This is a genomic window from Pseudomonas sp. AC169 (assembly GCF_979258515.1).
The window spans coordinates 3,752,765-3,773,039 of record NZ_OZ409866.1 but is presented as its reverse complement, the minus strand read 5'-3'; the positions used below and the strand labels follow the sequence as shown (position 1 = coordinate 3,773,039).

The window sequence follows — 20,275 nt, the reverse complement described above, 5'->3', positions numbered from 1 at the left end:
TCCATAACAAAACCCGCGCGGCACTATAGCTGATGTGCAAGGTTGAAGGACGCCACCCTCACCCCAGCCCTCTCTCAGAGGGAGAGGGAGCTGACCGAGTATCCCTTTCGATATCCGCCAATCTGAACTACCGAGTCGAACTCAAATGTTGAAATCAACGAAGATCGGCTCCCTCTCCCTCTGGGAGAGGGCTGGGGTGAGGGAGCAATCCACCAGCCGTCGCAAATGCCAGCACTTACACCTGCCTATAACCCCCATAGCTGGAGTCAACACCGACAACCCCCTAGAATCGCCCCACGATTAAAGGAGACGACTTCATGCTGATGGTGATTTCCCCCGCCAAGACCCTCGATTACGAAACACCGCCGGCGACCCAGCGCTTCACTCAGCCGCAATACCTCGACCACTCTCAGGAACTGATCCAGCAACTGCGCGACCTGACGCCTGCGCAGATCAGCGAACTGATGCACGTGTCGGACAAGATCGGCGGGCTCAACGCCGCACGCTTCGGCAGCTGGACGCCAGCGTTCACCCCGGAAAACGCCAAGCAGGCGCTGCTCGCCTTCAAGGGCGACGTGTATACCGGTCTCGACGCGCAGTCCTTCAGCGAAGCCGATTTTGACTACGCGCAAAAACACCTGCGCATGCTCTCCGGCCTCTATGGCCTGCTGCGCCCGCTCGACCTGATGCAACCGTACCGCCTGGAGATGGGCACCAAACTGGCCAATGCCCGTGGCAAAGACCTTTATGCCTTCTGGGGCACGCGCATCAGCGAATGGCTGAACGAAGCGCTGGCCGATCAGGGCGACGACGTGCTGCTCAACCTCGCCTCCAACGAGTACTTCTCGGCGGTTAAACGCACGGCGTTGAATGCGCGGATCATCAACACCGAGTTCAAGGATCAGAAGAACGGCCAGTACAAGATCATCAGCTTCTACGCGAAAAAGGCCCGAGGCCTGATGAGCCGTTTCGTGATCCAGGAAAAAATCAACGATCCGGCACTGCTCAAACAATTCGATGTGCAGGGTTATCGCTACAGCGCCGAGCAGTCGAAACCCGACAATCTGGTGTTTTTGCGCGACCACGCCCCCGAATAAAGCATGCCCAATGCACGACTCTTTCTATAAAGAGTCGTGCAGCTCGCACGATGTCAAAGAAACCCCGCCTGTTTTCGCCATTTTTATGGCGCCAAAAAATACTCCCTGTCTTTTCTAAGATTAGTTTCACTCGACACTGATCATTTTTTTCAGTAGTGGCACCTGATTTTTTTCACCGTAGTGGCACAAAACTATCTAACGTGATTATTCGCCTGTTATTAAAGGTCGAAAACGAAAGTGCTATCAAATTGAGACCAGTGCCATCTCCGACAATATTTCAAGAAATTTCAGGTTTCTCGATGAGCGGACAGGAACTTCGTCCAAATGCATAGCTCATACCACCGGTAACGATTCTCGCCGAGTTTGTACGAGATAACTTACGCAGAGCAGATAGCCATGTAACCAAGTTGTCACAGCAACTTGCCTAGATGACTAACTAGTCTCAAAACAGACGATGGACAGGAGATACGCACCATTTATATCCCCTATAAAGGCCATGGCCGCGCCCCGATAAACGTGCTCGCCTGAGCACCCAACCGCTTGATTTACGGGACTTTCATCCTGACATCGAGCGCGCAAGACGATTGCACAAGAGTCTTCTCAAAGGAAGATCGGCTGCATAACAGGGCAAGTCATAACAACAAGGCCTGGTTGCGCACATCTTGAGTGCACTTATTTAGACACTCGAAACTTAGTATGCCTGCACACGGCATTGTGGCGCCTGTGTGCCGCACTTTCGAGTGCACTAATGAACGCTGAACACCATTAACTCCGGCCCTCTAAGGCCTGATATATACAGAGGTAATTGCGATGCGCATCAGCATATTTGGTTTGGGTTACGTTGGCGCAGTATGTGCCGGTTGCCTGTCTGCACGGGGCCATGACGTGGTTGGCGTCGATGTTGCCAAAGACAAGATCGACATGATTAACGCCGGCAAATCCCCCATTGTTGAACCGGGCCTGGGCGAACTTCTGCAACAGGGTATCCAGACCGGTCGTCTGCGTGGCACGACCAACTTCGCCGAAGCGATTCGTGACACTGACTTGTCGATGATCTGTGTCGGCACGCCGAGCAAAAAGAACGGCGACCTCGAACTGAACTACATCGAAGCGGTATGCCGCGAGATCGGTTTTGTCCTGCGTGAAAAAACCACCCGCCACACCATCGTCGTGCGCAGCACCGTGCTGCCGGGCACCGTGGCCAACGTGGTGATCCCGATTCTCGAAGACTGCTCGGGCAAGAAGGCCGGCGTCGACTTCGGCGTTGCGGTCAACCCTGAGTTCCTGCGTGAATCCACCGCGATCGCCGACTACGACCTGCCACCGATGACTGTCATCGGCGAGTTCGACAAAGCTTCGGGTGATGTTCTGCAATCGCTGTACGAAGAACTCGACGCGCCGATCATCCGCAAGGACATCGCCGTTGCCGAGATGATCAAGTACACCTGCAACGTCTGGCACGCGACCAAAGTGACCTTCGCCAACGAGATCGGCAACATCGCCAAAGCGGTCGGCGTCGATGGCCGTGAAGTGATGGAAGTGGTCTGCCAGGACAAGACCCTCAACCTGTCCCAGTACTACATGCGCCCGGGCTTCGCCTTCGGCGGTTCGTGCCTGCCGAAAGACGTGCGCGCCCTGACCTACCGCGCCGGTTCCCTGGACGTCGAAGCGCCGCTGCTCAACTCGCTGATGCGCAGCAACGAATCGCAAGTGCAGAACGCCTTCGACATCGTTGAAAGCCACGACAAACGCAAAGTCGCCCTGCTCGGCCTGAGCTTCAAGGCCGGCACCGACGACCTGCGTGAAAGCCCGCTGGTGGAACTGGCCGAAATGCTGATCGGCAAGGGTTACGACCTGAGCATCTACGACAGCAACGTCGAGTACGCCCGTGTTCACGGCGCGAACAAGGACTACATCGAGTCGAAAATCCCGCACGTGTCGTCCCTGCTCAACGCGGACTTCGATTCGGTGATCGACAACTCCGACGTGATCATCCTCGGCAACCGCGACGAGAAATTCCGTGCGCTGGCCCAGCAAGCGCCGCACGGCAAGCAGGTCATCGACCTGGTCGGCTTCATGGCCAAAGCCACCGACGCCGGTACGCGCACCGAGGGTATCTGCTGGTAACGCAGCGCCAAGCGACAAGCCTCGAGCTGCAAGCCAAAGCGTCTTACTTGCAGCTTGAAGCTTGCAGCTCGAAGCCTCTCTTACCTTGGATGACGTCGATGACCAAGCTCAAACATATCTTTCTGCAATCCGCCGGCTGGCTGTTGTTTTTAAGCCTGCTGATGGGCCTGGCCTTGATGCTGCCCACGTCCACATTCGACTCCGAGTCGAAGGACTTCATTTTCCTGATTGGCGCCGTAGGTATCTGGCGCTACTCGATGGGTGCAACGCACTTTGTGCGCGGCATGATTTTTCTCTACATCGTTTACCCGCACCTGCGCCGCAAAGTGCGCAAGCTGGGTAAGGCGGCGGACCCGTCGCATGTGTTCCTGATGGTCACCAGTTTCCGTATCGACGCGCTGACCACCGCGCAGGTCTACAGCTCGGTGATCCGCGAAGCCATCGACTGCGAACTGCCGACCACCGTGGTCTGCTCGATCGTGGAAATGTCCGATGAGCTGCTGGTCAAGGCGCTGTGGGCGCGGATGAATCCGCCAGAACGTGTGAAGCTCGACTTCGTGCGCATTCCCGGCACCGGCAAACGTGATGGCCTGGCCTATGGTTTCCGCGCGATCTCCCGTCACCTGCCGGACGACCGCGCCGTAGTGGCCGTGATCGATGGCGATACCGTGCTCGGCGAAGGCACCGTGCGCAAGACCGTGCCGTGGTTCCAGCTGTTCGGCAACGTCGGCGGCCTGACCACCAACGAATTCTGCGAAGTGCGCGGCGGCTACATCATGAGCGAATGGCACAAGCTGCGCTTCGCCCAGCGCCACATCAACATGTGCTCGATGGCCCTGTCCAAACGCGTGCTGACCATGACCGGGCGTATGTCGGTGTTCCGCGCCACCGTGGTGACCAACCCGGAATTCATCGCCGACGTTGAAAGCGACTCGCTGCAACACTGGCGCCTGGGCCGTTTCAAGTTTTTGACCGGCGACGACAAGTCGAGCTGGTTCAGCCTGATGCGCCTCGGCTACGACACCTTCTACGTGCCTGACGCGGCGATCAACACCGTTGAACACCCGCCGGAAAAGAGCTTCATCAAGGCCAGCCGCAAGCTGATGTTCCGTTGGTACGGCAACAACCTGCGCCAGAATTCGCGAGCGCTGGGCCTGGGTGTGAAACGCCTCGGCGCCTTCACCTCAGTGGTGCTGTTCGACCAGCGCGTATCGATGTGGACGTCCTTGCTCGGCCTGACCGTGGCGATCATCGCCAGCTTCAAATACGGCACCGCGTTCATCCTCGTTTACCTGCTGTGGATCGGCATCACCCGCCTGATCCTGACCTTGCTGTTGTCGTGTTCCGGTCACCGCATCGGCCCGGCTTACCCAGCGATTCTCTATTACAACCAGATCGTCGGTGCGCTGGTGAAGATCTACGTGTTCTTCCGCCTCGACCAACAATCCTGGACACGCCAACCCACATCCCTGACCCGTGATCTCGCCAGCTTTCAACGTTGGTTCAACACCTGGTCGTCTCGGACCATGACCTTCTCCGCCGGCAGCATTTTCGTCGCCGTGCTGCTGATGATGGTCTGACCCGCCCCTATTGAATTAACAAGGAAATCGCCCCTATGAATACCGCCGTCAACGCCAACGTAGTGCATGAATCCGAAGCCCAGCGCCAACACGCCCGCGTGAAAATCCCGGCCAAACTGCGCTTCTTCGGTCCAGACCGGACGCCGGTCGAAGCACGGGTCATCGACCTGTCTGCCGGTGGTCTGGCGTTTAACGCCGGGCAAATGCCACTGACCATTGGCCAGGTGTACAAGGCGCGTCTGCAATTCGTCATCGACAACCTCGGCATCGCCATGGACGTTGAACTGCAAGTGCGCTCCTTCGACCGCCAGACCGGCCGCGCCGGCTGCCAGTTCCAAAACCTCGAGCCGCAGGATATTTCCACCCTGCGCCACTTGATCACTTCGCACCTGGCCGGCGACATCGTCAGCATCGGCGAAGTGCTGGCGACCCTGCAGCGCGACAACTTCACCAAGGCGCGCAAGGTCAAGGACGGCGGCTCCGGCATGACCCCGTTCGGACGACTGAAAGCAGTGACCTTCAGCGCCGGTATCTTTGCGGTCGGTCTGGTGGCGGCGGGCTTCATTTTCAAATCGGTGTACGGCATGTACTTCGTCAGCCACGCGCAGGCCGGTCTGGTCAGCGTGCCGGGGATGAACATCACCATGCCGCGCGACGGCACCGTGCAAAGCCTGATCAAGTCCGATGGCGTTGCGGCGAAAGGCGCGCCACTGGCGACCTTCAGCACCAGCATGCTCGACGTGCTCAAGGGCCATCTGGAAGAAGATCAACTGTCGCCGGCCAAGGTTGAAGAACTGTTCGGCAAGCAAATGACCGGCACCCTGACCTCGCCATGCGATTGCACCGTGGCCCAGCAACTGGTGGCTGACGGGCAATACGCGAGCAAGGGCGACGTGATCTTCCAGTTGGTGCCGCGCAACACCCAGGCCACCGTCGATGCACGCTTCTCCTATCGCCAGTTCGGCGATGTGCGTCCAGGTACCCCGGTGAGCTTCCAGATTGCCGGCGAAGACAAGACCCGCACCGGCAAGATCGTCAGCAGCACCAGCCTGAAAAGCGCCGATCTGTCCTCCGACATCCGCGTGCAGATCCAGCCTGACGAGCCGCTCGACAGCAGCCTCGCCGGTCGCCCGGTGGAAGTGAACAGCGACCGTGGCCCGAACCTGAACTGGCTGATCGACAAAGCCATGGCTGCCGGTCTTTAAGTCGAGGACATGCCTGTGACTACTCCACCCATCTCAAGCACACCACAAACCCTGTGGGAGCGAGCTTGCTCGCGAATGCATTCTGACATTCAGCCTAAGTGCCGACTGACACACCGCTTTCGCGAGCAAGCTCGCTCCCACATGGGTTCAGTGTGCGCATTGGCATTGGCGGTGAGCCTGGCCGGTTGCGCCGGCCTGCCCGATCAGCGTTTGGCCAACGAAGCGCTGAAGCGTGGTGACACCGCCACCGCCGCGCAGAATTATCAGCAACTGGCCGATCTGGGTTACAGCGAAGCGCAAGTTGGTCTCGCCGATATCCAGGTCGACAGCCGCGATCCTGCGCAAATGAAACAGGCCGAGGCGACTTACCGCGCCGCCGCCAGTGTTTCGCCGCGTGCCCAGGCACGTCTTGGCCGCTTGCTGGTGGCCAAACCGGGTTCCACCGAAGCCGAACACCACGAAGCCGAAAGCCTGCTGAAAAAAGCCGCCGCCAATGGCGAAGGCAACACGTTGATCCCGCTGGCGATGCTCTACCTGCAATACCCGCACAGCTTCCCCAACATCAACGCCCAGCAGCAGATCGATCAGTGGCGCAAATCCGGCTACCCCGAAGCGGGTCTGGCCCAGGTGCTGCTGTATCGCACTCAGGGCACCTACGATCAGCACCTGGATGACGTGGAAAAGATCTGCAAAGCCGCGCTCAACACCACCGACATCTGCTACGTCGAACTGGCCACCGTGTACCAGAAACGCGCCCAGCCTGAGCAACAAGCCGAGCTGATCAAACAGATGCAGGCCGGTTACAGCCGTGGCACCGTCACCGCGCAGCGCGTCGATTCCGTGGCCCGTGTGCTGGCCGATTCGACCCTCGGCAAGCCTGACGAAAAAACCGCGCAGTCGTTGCTTGAGCCGATCGCTCCCGGCTACCCGGCATCGTGGGTGACCCTCGCACAACTGCTCTACGACTACCCGGAACTGGGCGACGTCGACCAGATGATGAAGTACCTCGACAATGGCCGTGCCGCCGACCAGCCGCGCGCCGAGCTGTTGCTGGGCAAGCTCTACTACGAAGGAAAAATGGTTCCGGCTGACGCGAAAGTCGCCGAAGAACATTTCCAGAAAGCCGTTGGCCGTGAAGTCGCCGCCAACTACTACCTCGGCCAGATCTATCGCCGTGGCTACCTCGGCAAGGTCTACCCGCAGAAGGCTCTCGACCACTTGCTGACCGCTGCGCGTAACGGCCAGAACAGCGCCGACTTCGCCATCGCCCAGCTGTTCTCCCAAGGCAAGGGCACCAAGCCCGACCCGCTCAACGCCTACGTGTTCAGCCAATTGGCCAAGGCGCAAAACACTCCGCAAGCCGATGAGCTGGCGACCACCCTCGCCGCGCAATTGCCGCCCGAGCGTATGGCCGAAGCGCAACGTCTGCTGCAACAAGAGCAAGCCAGCCGTGGCGCTCTGAACCAGAACACGCTGCAACTGCACGCCCTGCAAGAAGAAGACGGCGAGGAAAAATTATGAAGTTGAATCCATTCGTGAAGGCCGGCATTGGCCTTTCGTTCGCGCTGATCTGGTCTTGCCCGACACTGGCCGCGATGACTGAAACCAAGAACTTTGGCCTCGAAGTGAAAGTCACCGGCCAGTCCGAAGACGACCGCGACCTCGGTACCGCCAAGGGCGGTGACGTCAACGGCGTCGGCCTTGACCTGCGTCCATGGATCTACGGCGAAAGCGGCGCGTGGAGTGCCTACGCCATGGGCCAGGCCGTAACCTCGACCGACATCATTGAAACCGACACCCTGCAACAATCCGACGGTGAACAAGCCACCGACAACGGTGATCGCAAAACCAAGAAAAACTACCTGGCGATGCGCGAGTTCTGGGTTGGTTACAGCGGCCTCACGCCTTACCCGGGCGAGATGCTCAAGTTCGGTCGCCAGCGCCTGCGCAACGACGACGGCCAGTGGCGCGACACCAACATCGAAGCGCTGAACTGGACCTTCGACACCACCCTGCTGCGTGCCAACGCCGGTGTTGCCGAACGCTTCAGCGAATACCGCACCGACTTGAAAGAGCTGGCGCCGAAAGACAAGGATCGCCTGCACGCCTACGCCGACGCCGCTTACCAGTGGACGCCGGGGCAATGGGTCGGGATTCGCGGTCACCACACCCACGATGACGGCAAACTCGATTACGCCGAACCGGGCGTCCCGCGCGACTCGCTGGACAAGACCGAGAACGGCGACATCAGCTGGATCGGCCTGACCGCCGACAGCGACGCCTACAACTGGCGCAACACCAACACCGTCAACTACTGGGGCAGCATCACCGGCATGAGCGGCGACCGCGACACGGTCAACGCCTTGAATGCCGATGGTTCGCGCCCGGCGCAAGCCAAGCGCAGCGATGACGTCAACGGTTGGGCCACCGACATCGGTGTGCGTCTGCGCCTCGATCCGCAATGGCAAGTCGGCGGTGCCTATGCCCGTGCCAGCGCCGATTACGAGCAGAACGGTCTGGAAAGCAACCGCTCCAACTACACCGGTACCCGCTCGCGGGTGCACCGTTTCGGCGAAGCCTTCCGTGGCGAAATGAACAATATGCAGACCGCGACCCTGTTCGGTTCGTGGATGGTCAACGACGAGTACGACGCCAGCCTGATCTACCACAAGTTCTGGCGTGTCGACGGCAACAAGCCGGTGGGCAGCAACGGCATCAACGCCGTGAAAAACAACACCGATGACGCCACCGGCGCAATCCTTTCCAGCACTTCGCTGCCGCTTGAAGACGGCAACAAGGACCTGGGTCAGGAGATGGACCTGGTCGTCACCAAGTACTTCAAGCAAGGCCTGTTGCCGGCGGCGTTGAGCCAGTCGATCGATGAGCCTTCGGCCCTCGTGCGCTTCCGTGGCGGTGTGTTCAAACCGGGCGATGCCTACGGCAAGCAGGTTGATTCGTACATGCACCGCGCGTTCATCGACGTGATCTGGCGCTTCTGATGCAAACCGCCAAGGGAGTGCCCGACATGATCAGCACCAGGATAGGCTCACTCAGCCTGCTGGCCGGCGCGATGCTGCTGGCCAGCGCCGGCGCCTTCGCCAACGTGGAGCCGACGGCGCCGCAACCGGCCAAGCCGGCCACCGTGGCCAAAGAACTGCAACAGGCAAAGACCTACACCGTCAGCAGCGCGCCGACCGACGCGCTGAATCTGGCCGCGCCAAAACTGCCCGACCTCTCCGGCTTCACCGCCGAAGCCGCTGCGGCGAAGATCGTCCGCAGCAAACCGGGCAAGATCAGCGTGCGCCGGATGATGCAGGAAGACGCGCTGAAGGACTTCATCGGCGGCGACAACAAGATGGCCGAATGGGTAGTGCGTCAGCACGGTATCCCGCAGGCGATCTTCGTCGACGACGGCTACATGAACCTCAAGGATCTGGCGCAGAAACTGCCCAAGCAGTATTTCAGCGAGACCTCGCCGGGCGTGTATCTGTCGAAGCTGCCGATCGTTGTCGGTCGTAAAGGCATCCTCGAAATCGATGGCCAGACCCAGGAATTGCGCCTGTCGCAAGAAGCCGGCTCATTCCTGGTCAACGACGGTCAGCTCTTCGTGCGTGACACCAAGATCACTGGCTGGCGCGAAAAGGACAACGGCCCGGCAACCTTCCGTTCGCCGAAGGAATTCCGTCCGTTCCTGCTCGCCTGGGGCGGCACCGAGACCTACATCGTCAACAGCAAGATGGCCAGCTTCGGCTACGCCAACAGTAAGTCGTACGGCGTGAGTATTTCCCAGTACACGCCGAACATGGCCAAGGTGCTCAAGCGCCCTGAGCCGACCGGCTGGATCGTCGGCTCCGAGTTCTCTGACATGTGGTACGGCTTCTACTGCTACGAGACCCGCGACTTCGTGGTCAAGGGCAACACCTACAAAGACAACATCGTCTACGGCATCGACCCGCACGACCGTTCCCACGGCCTGATCATTGCCGAGAACACTGTGCACGGCACGAAGAAGAAGCACGGGATCATTATTTCCCGTGAGGTCAACGACAGCTTCATCTTCAACAACAAGAGCTTCGACAACCACCTCTCGGGCCTGGTGATCGACCGTAACAGCGTCAACAACATCATTGCCTACAACGAGATCTACAAGAACCACACCGACGGCATCACCCTCTATGAGTCCGCCGACAATTTGCTGTGGGGCAACAAGGTCATCAGCAACAAGCGCCACGGCATCCGTATTCGTAACAGCGTGAACATCCGCCTCTACGAAAACGTCGCCATGGCCAACGGCCTGACCGGCGTTTACGGCCACATCAAGGACCTGAGCGACACCGACCGTGACATCAAACTCGACCCGTTCGATGCGCAAGTGTCGCTGATCGTCGTTGGCGGTGAACTGGCGGCCAATGGCAGCGGCCCGCTGTCGATCGATTCACCGTTGAGTGTCGAGCTGTATCGCGTGTCGATGCTGGCGCCGACCAAATCCAGCGGCATCAGCTTCAACGGCATCCTCGGCGAGCGCCAGGATGAAATTCTCGACCTGCTGGTGCGCCAGCAGAAAGCCGTGCTGATCGACCCTGTCGAACGCCAGACCGAAATGCAGGACTGAGGATAATTTTATGCACCCACACTTGATCAAATTACTCAGCCTGTCGGCCCTGACCGTGGGCATTCTCGCGGCCAGCAACGGCGCCCGTGCCGATGAAGGCGCTGCCGCCACGCCGCCAAAGTTCAGCGCCGAACCGTGCTGCAACCTGTGCCCGGCGGCGCATGACGCGAAGAACTACACCACGCGTTATCAGCAGAACTTCACCACGCTGGTGCAGGCGCAAGGCGACTGGCTGTTCCGGACTCAGGAAGATTTGCGCACCGAGTTCAACACCACCCCCGCCGGCTACAAACGTCTGCAACAACTGCACGATGCGTTCAAAGCCAAAGGCGTCGAACTGGTGATTGTTTATCAGCCAACCCGTGGTCTGGTGAATCGCAACAAGCTCAACCCGCAGGAAAAAGCCGCGTTCGATTACGAGAAAGCGCTGGGCAACTACAAGACCATGCTCGGCCGTTTCGCCAAAATGGGTTACGTCGTGCCGGACCTGTCGCCGCTGACCAACGAATCTCTGCCGGACACCCTGCCCGCCCACGATTTCTACTTCCGCGGCGACCAACACTGGACGCCATACGGTGCACAGCGCACGGCGAAAATCGTCGCCGAGAAGGTCAAGCAGATCCCGGCCTTCGCCGACGTGCCCAAGCGTGAATTCGAAACCAAACGCTCCGGGCGCATGGGCAAGACCGGCACTCTGCACAACATGGCCGGGCAACTCTGCGGCACCAGTTACGCGATCCAGTACATGGATCAGTTCACCACCGAGCCTAAGGGCGAAGCGGGTGATGGCGACCTGTTCGGTGATTCCGGCAACCCGCAAATCACCCTCGTCGGTACTTCGCACAGCGGCAAGAACTACAACTTCGCCGGCTTCCTCGAAGAAGCCATCGGCGCCGACATTCTCAACGTCGCCTTCCCTGGCGGCGGTCTGGAAGGTTCGATGTTGCAGTACCTGGGCAGCGACGAATTCCAGAAGACTCCGCCGAAGATTCTTATCTGGGAATTCTCGCCGCTGTACCGCCTCGACCAGGAAACCATCTATCGCCAGATGATGTCCCTTCTCGACAACGGCTGCGAAGGCAAAGACGCGCAAATGTCCGCGAGCACCACGCTCAAGCCGGGCAGCAAACAAGAACTGCTGGTCAACAGCAAGAACCTGAACCTGCAGAACAGCAGCCATCAGGTCGACATCCGCTTCGCCGACCCTTCGGTGAAAACCCTGCAAGCCACCCTCTGGTACATGAACGGTCGCCACGAGGACATCAAGATCGAGAAACCGGAAACCTCCGACACCGACGGTCGTTTCGCCTTTGAGCTGCGCACGGACGAAGACTGGGCCTCGCAAAACTTGCTGGCAGTCGAAGTCCAGGGCCCGGAAGCGGGCACCGCGCCGCAGAAAGTCGAAGCGAAAATCTGCAAACGCAACGTATTCCCGGGCGCTGGGCAACAAACCGCTCAGGTCGGGCAATGAGGTCTGCTATGCGAAACTCGAAACTGAAAACTCTTTTAGCGCCGACGCTGCTGAGCCTGGCGATGTTCGCCGGGGCGACTCAGGCCGCCGCGCCACTGCGTCCACCCCAGGGCTATTTCGCGCCTGTGGATAAATTCAAGACCGGTGACAAAAGCGAAGGCTGCGATGCGATGCCGACGCCGTACACCGGGCCGCTGCAATTTCGCAGCAAATACGAAGGTTCGGACAAGGCCCGCGCGACACTGAACGTGAAGTCGGAAAAAGCCTTCCGCGACACCACCAAAGACATCACCACGCTGGAACGCGGCACCGCCAAACGGGTGATGCAGTTCATGCGCGACGGTCGTCCGGAACAGCTCGACTGCACGCTGAACTGGCTGGCTACTTGGGCTCGGGCGGATGCACTGATGTCGAAAGACTTCAACCACACCGGCAAGTCGATGCGCAAATGGGCGCTGGGCAGCATGGCCTCTTCGTACATTCGCCTGAAGTTCTCCGACTCGCATCCGCTGGCGCAGCATCAGCAGGAAGCGCAGGTGATCGAGGCGTGGTTCAGCAAAATGGCCGATCAGGTCGTCAGCGATTGGGACAACCTGCCGCTGGAAAAAACCAACAACCACTCGTACTGGGCCGCATGGTCGGTGATGGCGACGTCGGTCGCGACCAACCGCCGCGATCTGTTTGACTGGGCGGTGAAGGAATACAAGGTCGGCGTCAATCAAGTCGATGCCGACGGTTTCCTGCCGAACGAACTCAAGCGCCAGCAACGCGCCCTCGCCTATCACAACTACGCCCTGCCGCCGCTGGCGATGATCGCCAGTTTTGCCCAGGTCAACGGGGTCGATTTGCGTCAGGAAAACAACGGTGCGCTGAAGCGTCTCGGAGATCGGGTGTTGTCGGGGGTGAAAGACCCGGATGAATTCGAGAAGAAGAACGGCAAAGAGCAGGACATGACCGATTTGAAAGAGGACATGAAATTCGCCTGGCTCGAACCGTTCTGCACGCTCTACACCTGTGCGCCTGATGTGATCGAGAAGAAGCACGGCATGCAGCCGTTCAAGACTTTCCGCCTCGGTGGGGATCTGACCAAGGTCTATGACCCGTCGCATGAAAAGGGCAACAAAGGCTCATGAAGCAAAAGCCCCTCACCCTAACCCTCTCCCGGAGGGAGAGGGGACTGATCGAGGTGGCTGTGCGAGTTACGCCGAAATGAAATATCGAGTTGATCTCAGGCGTTGAAAAACAACCGAGATCAGGCTGCACAGAAATACCGGGCCGATCTCAGGTGTTGAAAAACAATCGAGATCAGGCTGCACAGAAATACCGGGTCGATCTCCATTTTTGAGAACCATGGAGATCAGGCTCCCTCTCCCTCCGGGAGAGGGCGGGGGGTGAGGGGCGCGGTCTGAAGGCCTCCCCGAAACCTCAAGCAGACACGCATCACCCCTCCACGACCACGGGGGGTTTGGGGGGGCTTTGGCCCTTGACTGTTGGTTCAAACATGGAGAGATCGGGATGGTATTTTCATCCAACGTGTTCCTGTTTCTGTTCTTGCCGATCTTTCTCGGCTTGTACTACTTGAGCGGGCAACGCTATCGCAATTTGCTGCTGCTGATCGCCAGCTACGTGTTCTACGCCTGGTGGCGTGTGGACTTCCTCGCGCTGTTCGCTGCGGTCACGCTGTGGAACTACTGGATCGGCCTAAAAGTCGGTGCCGCCGGTGTCAGAACCAAACCGGCGCAGCGCTGGCTGTTGCTCGGTGTCGCAGTCGACCTGTGCATCCTCGGCTACTTCAAGTACGCCAACTTCGGCGTCGACAGCATCAACGCGATTATGACCTCGGTCGGACTTGAGCCGTTCATCCTGACCCACGTGCTGCTGCCGATCGGTATCTCGTTCTACATTTTCGAATCGATCAGCTACATCATCGACGTGTATCGCGGCGACACCCCGGCCACGCGCAACCTGATCGACTTCGCCGCCTTCGTAGCGATCTTCCCGCACTTGATTGCCGGCCCGGTTCTGCGTTTCCGCGACCTCGCCGACCAGTTCAACAACCGCACGCACACCCTCGACAAGTTCTCCGAGGGCTGCACACGGTTCATGCAGGGTTTCATCAAAAAGGTCTTTATCGCCGACACCCTCGCGGTGGTCGCTGACCATTGTTTCGCCCTGCAAAACCCGACCACCGGTGACGCGTGGCTCGGCGCGCTGGCGTACACCGCGCAGCTGTATTTCGACTTCTCCGGTTACAGCGACATGGCGATTGGTCTGGGCTTGATGATGGGTTTCCGCTTCATGGAAAACTTCAAACAGCCGTACATCAGCCAGTCGATCACCGAGTTCTGGCGCCGCTGGCACATCAGCCTGTCGACCTGGCTGCGTGACTATCTGTACATCACCCTCGGCGGTAACCGTAAAGGCACGCTGATGACCTATCGCAACCTGTTCCTGACCATGCTCCTCGGTGGTCTGTGGCACGGCGCGAACATCACGTACATCGTCTGGGGCGCCTGGCACGGCATGTGGCTGGCGATTGAAAAAGCGCTGGGCCTGAACACCTCGCCGCGCAGCCTCAACCCGATCCGCTGGGCGCTGACCTTCCTGCTCGTGGTCATGGGCTGGGTGATCTTCCGTGCCGAAAACCTGCACGTTGCCGGGCGCATGTACGGCGCGATGTTCAGCTTCGGCGACTGGTCGCTGTCGGAACTCAATCAAGCCAGCCTCACCGGTCTGCAAGTGGCGACTCTGGTTGTGGCGTACGTGACGCTGGCGTTCTTCGGCCTGCGCGATCTGTACACCAACCAGCCGCCAGCCAAGAGCAAACCTGAAGTCAACGTCGAGGCCAACGGCCCTGCCACCGCGACTCCGGGAATGATCAAGGCAGCGCCTGGCGAAAACCCGGCGAGCATCCACGAGCCTGGCTACACCGTCGGCGTCGAAGCCCAGGTGCAACCGGCCTACTGGAGCGCGGACTGGTCGCGCTATGTGATGCGCGGCCTGATCCTGCTGCTGTTCATCGCCTCGATTCTCAAACTCTCGGCGCAAAGCTTCTCGCCGTTCCTTTACTTCCAGTTCTGAGGGATCTGACATGACCCGCTCATTACGCATCTTCTACATTGCCCTGTTCCTGGTGACCCTGTTGGTCTTGGGTCTGTGGTCGGTTCGCAGCTTCTTCGGCTTCAGCACCAATGCCGATGCGACGGTGCTCAACGGTCGCTGGACCAAGGCTGTGGAAACGCACTACGACGATGAATTCCCGATCAAGCGTCTGGGCACCAACCTCTGGGCCGCGCTGGATTTCAAACTGTTCAACGAAGGTCGTCCGGGCGTGGTGCTCGGTCGCGATCAGTGGTTGTACAGCGATGAGGAATTCAACCCGATCGTCAACGAAGAGCTGAACCTGCAAGGCAACTACGCGCTGGTCGAAGGCGTGCGCCAGACCCTGAAAGACAAAGGCGTGAAACTGGTGATGGCGATCGTGCCGGCCAAGGTTCGTCTGTACCCGGAGCATCTGGGTGAAGTGAAACCGGCGAGCATTCACGAAAATCTCTATCAGGATTTCCATGCTCGTGTAGCCGCCGACAAGATCCTCGCCCCTGACTTGCTCAAGCCGTTCCAACAGGCCAAGCAAAGTGGTCAGCAAGTGTTCCTGCGCACCGATACGCACTGGACGCCGGAAGGCGCGGAGATCGCGGCGAACACCCTGGCGAAAACCATCGCCGACAAGTTCCCGCTCAGCGGCGAGCCGCAGCGCTTCGTTACCACGCCAGCGGAAAAGGTCACGCACAAGGGTGATCTGCGCTTGTTCCTGCCGCTCGATCCGCTGTTTGAAAACCTGATGCCGGCGCAAGAGCCACTGCAAAAGCGCAACACCGTCGCGGCTGGCGATCAGCCTGCCGGTGACGACGCGCTGTTCGCCAGCAATGAAGTGCCGGTGGCACTGGTCGGCACCAGCTACAGCGCCAACCCCAACTGGAACTTCGTCGGTGCCCTGAAACAAGCGCTGCACAGCGACGTGGTGAGCTACGCCGAAGACGGCCACGGCCCGATCCTGCCGATGCTCAGCTACCTGAAAAGCGATGACTTCAAGAACAGCCCGCCACAGGTGCTGATCTGGGAGTTTCCTGAACGATATCTGCCTGTGAACAACGAAATCGGCGACGCCGACCCGCAGTGGGTCGCAGAGCTTAAACAAGCCGGCGCGCGCCAACAAAACGTAGCAATCAACACTAAATCCGAGACGCCCGATCGGGCGCAAAACTGAAAGAGAGGTACACCATGACTTTCACTACTACTCCTCGTCGTCTCGCAAAACGCATTGCACTGGTTGCAGGTTTGAGCGTGCTGTCGGTTCAAGCTTTCGCCGGTGGCGACGCTGCACTTTACGGCCCGACCGCACCGAAAGGCTCGACCTTCGTGCGTGTCTACAACGCCAGCAACGCTGAAGTCAGCGCCACTGTCGGCAGCACCAACCTGAGCGACGTTGCGCCACTGGCCAGCAGCGACTTCAGCTTTATGCCGGGCGGTGATTACAGCGCCAAGGTCGGCAGCCAGACCCTGCCGGTGAAACTCGCTGGCGACCACTACTACACCCTGGTCAACAACGCTTCCGGCGCGCCGCAACTGATCGAAGAACCGCCGTTCAAGAACAAGCAGAAATCCCTGGTGCGCGTGCAGAACCTCAGCGACAAGCCGCTGACCCTGAAGACCGCCGACGGCAAGACCGACGTGGTGCCGAACGTGGCCGCCAAGGGCCGTGGCGAACGTGAAATCAACCCGGTGAAAGTCAGCCTGGCGCTGTACGAAGGTGACAAGAAAGTCGGCGACGTAAAACCGGTCGCCCTGGAGCGCGGTGAAGCGGCGGTGCTGTACGTCACCGGCAGCGGCAGCAGCCTGTCGCCAGTCTGGGTAAAACGCCCGGTATCGACTCGCTAATCGCTCGAGCTATCAGCTACAAGCCTCAAGCTGCAAGTGAAGTGCTTCTAACTCGCCACTTGCAGCTTGCAGCTCTCAACTGCATTTTATGGAGTAAACAATATGATTCCGGTGATCTTGTCAGGTGGTAGCGGTTCACGTCTTTGGCCGCTTTCGCGTAAGCAGTTCCCTAAGCAATTCCTCGCCCTGACCGGCGAACACACGCTGTTCCAGCAGACTCTCGAACGCCTGGTGTTCGAAGGCATGGACACCCCGATCGTGGTCTGCAACAAGGATCACCGCTTTATCGTCAACGAGCAGTTGGCCAATCGTAACCTCGAATGCCAGCGCATCCTCATGGAACCGTTCGGCCGCAACACCGCGCCGGCCGTGGCGCTGACCGCGATGATGCTGGTCAATGAAGGCCGTGACGAACTGATGCTGGTGCTACCGGCCGACCACGTGCTGGAAGACCAGAAAGCCCTGCAACGCGCCCTCGCCCTCGCCACCGTCGCTGCCGAAAACGGCGAAATGGTGCTGTTCGGCGTACCGGCGACCAAACCGGAAACCGGTTACGGCTACATCAAATCCACCGGCGATTCGCTGCTGCCGGAAGGCGTCAGCCGCGTCTCGCACTTCGTCGAAAAACCTGACGTCAAACGCGCCACCGAATACGTGCAGTCCGGCGGTTACTACTGGAACAGCGGCATGTTCCTGTTCCGCGCCAGCCGCTTCCTCGAAGAGCTGAAAAAGCATGACCCGGACATCTACGACACCTGCTTGCTGACCCTCGAACGCAGCCAGCAGGACAACGACACCGTGACCTTCGACGAAGCCACCTTCGCCTGCTGCCCGGACAATTCCATCGACTACTCCGTCATGGAAAAAACCCAGCGCGCCTGCGTCGTGCCGTTGACCGCCGGCTGGAGCGATGTCGGTTGCTGGTCGTCGTTGTGGGAAGTCAACGAGAAAGACGCCAATGGCAACGTCAGCAAAGGCGATGTGGTGATTCAGGACAGCAAGAACTGCATGATCCACGGCAACGGCAAACTGGTGTCGGTGATCGGTCTGGAAAACATCGTTGTGGTCGAAACCAAAGACGCCATGATGATTGCCCACAAGGACTCGGTCCAAGGCGTCAAGCAGATGGTCAACACGCTCAACGAGCAGGGCCGCAGCGAAACCCAGAACCACTGCGAGGTCTATCGTCCGTGGGGCTCATATGACTCGGTGGACATGGGCGGGCGTTTCCAGGTCAAGCACATCTCGGTAAAACCGGGCGCGTGCCTGTCGCTGCAGATGCACCACCACCGCGCCGAACACTGGATCGTGGTCAGCGGCACCGCTGAAGTGACCTGCGATGAAAACGTGTTCCTGCTCTGCGAAAACCAGTCGACCTACATCCCGATCGCCTCGGTACACCGCCTGCGCAACCCGGGCAAGATCCCGCTGGAAATCATCGAAGTGCAGTCGGGTTCGTATTTGGGTGAAGACGATATCGAGCGCTTCGAAGATATCTACGGTCGCTCCACCCCGATCGAGCGCGGCGTGTCGGTTAAAACCATCGCGCAGTAACTGATCGATAAAACAAGAAGCCCCCGTCCAGCCCGTTGCGTCCCCTATCCGCAGCGGGTTGGGTGGGGGCTTTTTTTGTCCTGATTCTGTGTCGCCTGAAAGGGCCTCTTCGCGAGCAGGCTCGCTCCCACACTTGAAATGCATTCCCCTGTGGGAGCGGGCCTGCTCGCGAAGAGGCCCGATCAGACACCGCAAGTCCCGATGCCCATCGCCAACCTCACCTGCGCTTAGGTAGGATGACCCTCTCTCTCCTCGAGGTTGTGCGCATGTTCATCGGCATTCTGCTGGTCATCACCTGGCTAATCCTGCTGTTGCGCTATCCGGCCAAGGCCTTGCCGGTTTCGGTGGCGGCGGCGATTGGCCTGGGCTTTGTGGCCATGTGGGTGGTGTGGCTGGACAACCGCGAGATCAAGCAACTGGCGCGCCTTGAGATGCGCATCGCCTACGTTCCAGAACAATGCCCGGCTGATCGTCCGCTGCAACTGAAAATGAAAAACGGCAACGACGTGCCCCTGACCGAACTGCGCTGGCGCATTGCAGCCTATGCGCCGGGTGACACGGTCAATCTGGCCGACAACCAATACACCGCCCCGCGCTATCGCGGTCCCGGCGAATTGCAGGCCGGTGGCGAGTGGGAAGACTGCCTGCCGATGCCGCCGCTGCGTCCCGGTTATCGCCCGCAAACCCTGGAGTTTCGCGCCGAGCGCTTGCAGGGTAGCTTCTCCGACTGATCCCCTTCCCCATTCTGTTGCACAAGGAATGCGCCATGCCCGTTGCGTTGATTACCGGTTGTTCCAGCGGCATCGGCCGCGCCCTCGCCGATGCGTTCAAAGCCGCCGGTTACGAAGTCTGGGCCAGTGCGCGCAAGGCTGAAGACGTGGCGCTGCTGGCATCAGCCGGGTTCACCGCCGTGCAACTCGACGTCAACGACAGTGCGGCGCTGGAGCAACTTGGCGAGCGGATCAACCAGCAACACGGCGGCCTCGATGTGCTGATCAACAACGCCGGTTATGGCGCCATGGGGCCGTTGCTCGATGGCGGTGTACCGGCAATGCAACGGCAGTTCGAGACCAATGTATTTTCGATTGTCGGTGTCACGCGGGCGCTGTTTCCGGTGCTGCGTCGGGCAAAAGGTCTGGTGGTGAATATCGGCAGTGTGTCCGGCGTGCTGGTCACACCGTTTGCCGGCGCCTATTGCGCTTCAAAAGCGGCGGTGCATGCCTTGAGCGACGCACTGCGCATGGAACTGGCGCCGTTCGGCATTCGCGTGATGGAAGTGCAACCGGGGGCGATCCAGTCGAGTTTTGCCAAGAACGCCGGGCATGAAGCCGAGCAGTTGATCAATGAACAATCACCGTGGTTTCCACTGCGCGAAGGCATCCGGGCAAGGGCCAAGGCGTCGCAGGACAAGCCGACCCCGGCCAGTGAGTTTGCGGCTGTGTTGCTCAAGGCTGTGCAGCAGAGCAAACCGCCACGGCTGATCCGGATTGGTAATGGCAGCCGGGCGTTGCCGTTGCTGGCGACGTTGTTGCCCAAGGGTTTGCTGGAATCGACGTTGATGAAGCGGTTTGGATTGCGCGCAAAGCTCTGAGACCGGGTTGACGCTTTCGCGAGCAGGCTCGCTCCCACAGGGGATCTTCTGCATGACAGAGAACCCATGTGGGAGCGAGCCTGCTCGCGAAGAGGCCAGA

Annotated in this window: 15 protein-coding genes; all 15 read left to right on the top strand. The window is 59.5% G+C overall.

The window, feature by feature from the left end; all coding sequences use genetic code 11:
- Positions 1-317: 317 nt before the first annotated feature.
- Positions 318-1,097, top strand: coding sequence for a peroxide stress protein YaaA (gene yaaA / locus ACZZ0G_RS16905; protein ID WP_463556884.1), 780 nt, complete (start codon positions 318-320; stop codon positions 1,095-1,097).
- Between the two features lie 810 nt (positions 1,098-1,907).
- The gene (locus tag ACZZ0G_RS16900; protein WP_008087506.1) at positions 1,908-3,224 is read left to right on the top strand and encodes a nucleotide sugar dehydrogenase; all 1,317 of its coding nucleotides are present in this window, start codon (positions 1,908-1,910) and stop codon (positions 3,222-3,224) included.
- Between the two features lie 98 nt (positions 3,225-3,322).
- Positions 3,323-4,804 (top strand): mannuronan synthase, encoded by a 1,482-nt coding sequence (gene alg8 / locus ACZZ0G_RS16895; RefSeq protein ID WP_463556883.1) that lies wholly within the window; start codon positions 3,323-3,325, stop codon positions 4,802-4,804.
- Positions 4,805-4,839: 35 nt separating this feature from the next.
- Positions 4,840-6,009 carry a PilZ domain-containing protein gene (locus ACZZ0G_RS16890; RefSeq protein ID WP_463556882.1) on the top strand — a complete coding sequence of 390 codons (1,170 nt, stop codon included), beginning with the start codon at positions 4,840-4,842 and terminating at the stop codon, positions 6,007-6,009.
- Positions 6,010-6,018: 9 nt separating this feature from the next.
- Positions 6,019-7,530 (top strand): alginate biosynthesis TPR repeat lipoprotein AlgK, encoded by a 1,512-nt coding sequence (gene algK / locus ACZZ0G_RS16885; RefSeq protein ID WP_463556881.1) that lies wholly within the window; start codon positions 6,019-6,021, stop codon positions 7,528-7,530.
- Entirely contained in the window at positions 7,527-9,008 is a 1,482-nt protein-coding gene (locus ACZZ0G_RS16880; RefSeq protein ID WP_463556880.1) for an alginate export family protein, read from the top strand. Before algK ends, ACZZ0G_RS16880 begins: the two co-directional genes overlap by 4 nt.
- A gap of 26 nt (positions 9,009-9,034) precedes the next feature.
- Positions 9,035-10,621, top strand: a complete 1,587-nt coding sequence (gene algG / locus ACZZ0G_RS16875; protein ID WP_463556879.1) for a mannuronan 5-epimerase AlgG — start codon at positions 9,035-9,037, stop codon at positions 10,619-10,621.
- Positions 10,622-10,631: 10 nt separating this feature from the next.
- Positions 10,632-12,092, top strand: coding sequence for an alginate O-acetyltransferase (locus ACZZ0G_RS16870; protein ID WP_273914216.1), 1,461 nt, complete (start codon positions 10,632-10,634; stop codon positions 12,090-12,092).
- A gap of 8 nt (positions 12,093-12,100) precedes the next feature.
- Positions 12,101-13,225: a mannuronate-specific alginate lyase gene (locus ACZZ0G_RS16865; RefSeq protein WP_463556878.1), complete on the top strand. Its 1,125-nt coding sequence runs from the start codon at positions 12,101-12,103 to the stop codon at positions 13,223-13,225.
- 382 nt (positions 13,226-13,607) lie between these two features.
- Positions 13,608-15,173, top strand: a complete 1,566-nt coding sequence (locus tag ACZZ0G_RS16860; RefSeq protein ID WP_463556877.1) for an MBOAT family O-acyltransferase — start codon at positions 13,608-13,610, stop codon at positions 15,171-15,173.
- A 10-nt stretch (positions 15,174-15,183) separates the two neighbouring features.
- Positions 15,184-16,359 carry an alginate O-acetyltransferase gene (locus ACZZ0G_RS16855; RefSeq protein WP_463556876.1) on the top strand — a complete coding sequence of 392 codons (1,176 nt, stop codon included), beginning with the start codon at positions 15,184-15,186 and terminating at the stop codon, positions 16,357-16,359.
- A gap of 14 nt (positions 16,360-16,373) precedes the next feature.
- Positions 16,374-17,030 carry an alginate O-acetyltransferase AlgF gene (locus ACZZ0G_RS16850; protein ID WP_003221835.1) on the top strand — a complete coding sequence of 219 codons (657 nt, stop codon included), beginning with the start codon at positions 16,374-16,376 and terminating at the stop codon, positions 17,028-17,030.
- A 102-nt stretch (positions 17,031-17,132) separates the two neighbouring features.
- Positions 17,133-18,584: a mannose-1-phosphate guanylyltransferase/mannose-6-phosphate isomerase gene (locus ACZZ0G_RS16845; RefSeq protein ID WP_463556875.1), complete on the top strand. Its 1,452-nt coding sequence runs from the start codon at positions 17,133-17,135 to the stop codon at positions 18,582-18,584.
- 266 nt (positions 18,585-18,850) lie between these two features.
- Complete coding sequence (locus tag ACZZ0G_RS16840) at positions 18,851-19,315, top strand: multidrug transporter (protein ID WP_463556874.1); 465 nt, start codon at positions 18,851-18,853, stop codon at positions 19,313-19,315.
- A gap of 35 nt (positions 19,316-19,350) precedes the next feature.
- Complete coding sequence (locus tag ACZZ0G_RS16835) at positions 19,351-20,175, top strand: SDR family oxidoreductase (protein WP_463556873.1); 825 nt, start codon at positions 19,351-19,353, stop codon at positions 20,173-20,175.
- Positions 20,176-20,275 lie beyond the last annotated feature (100 nt).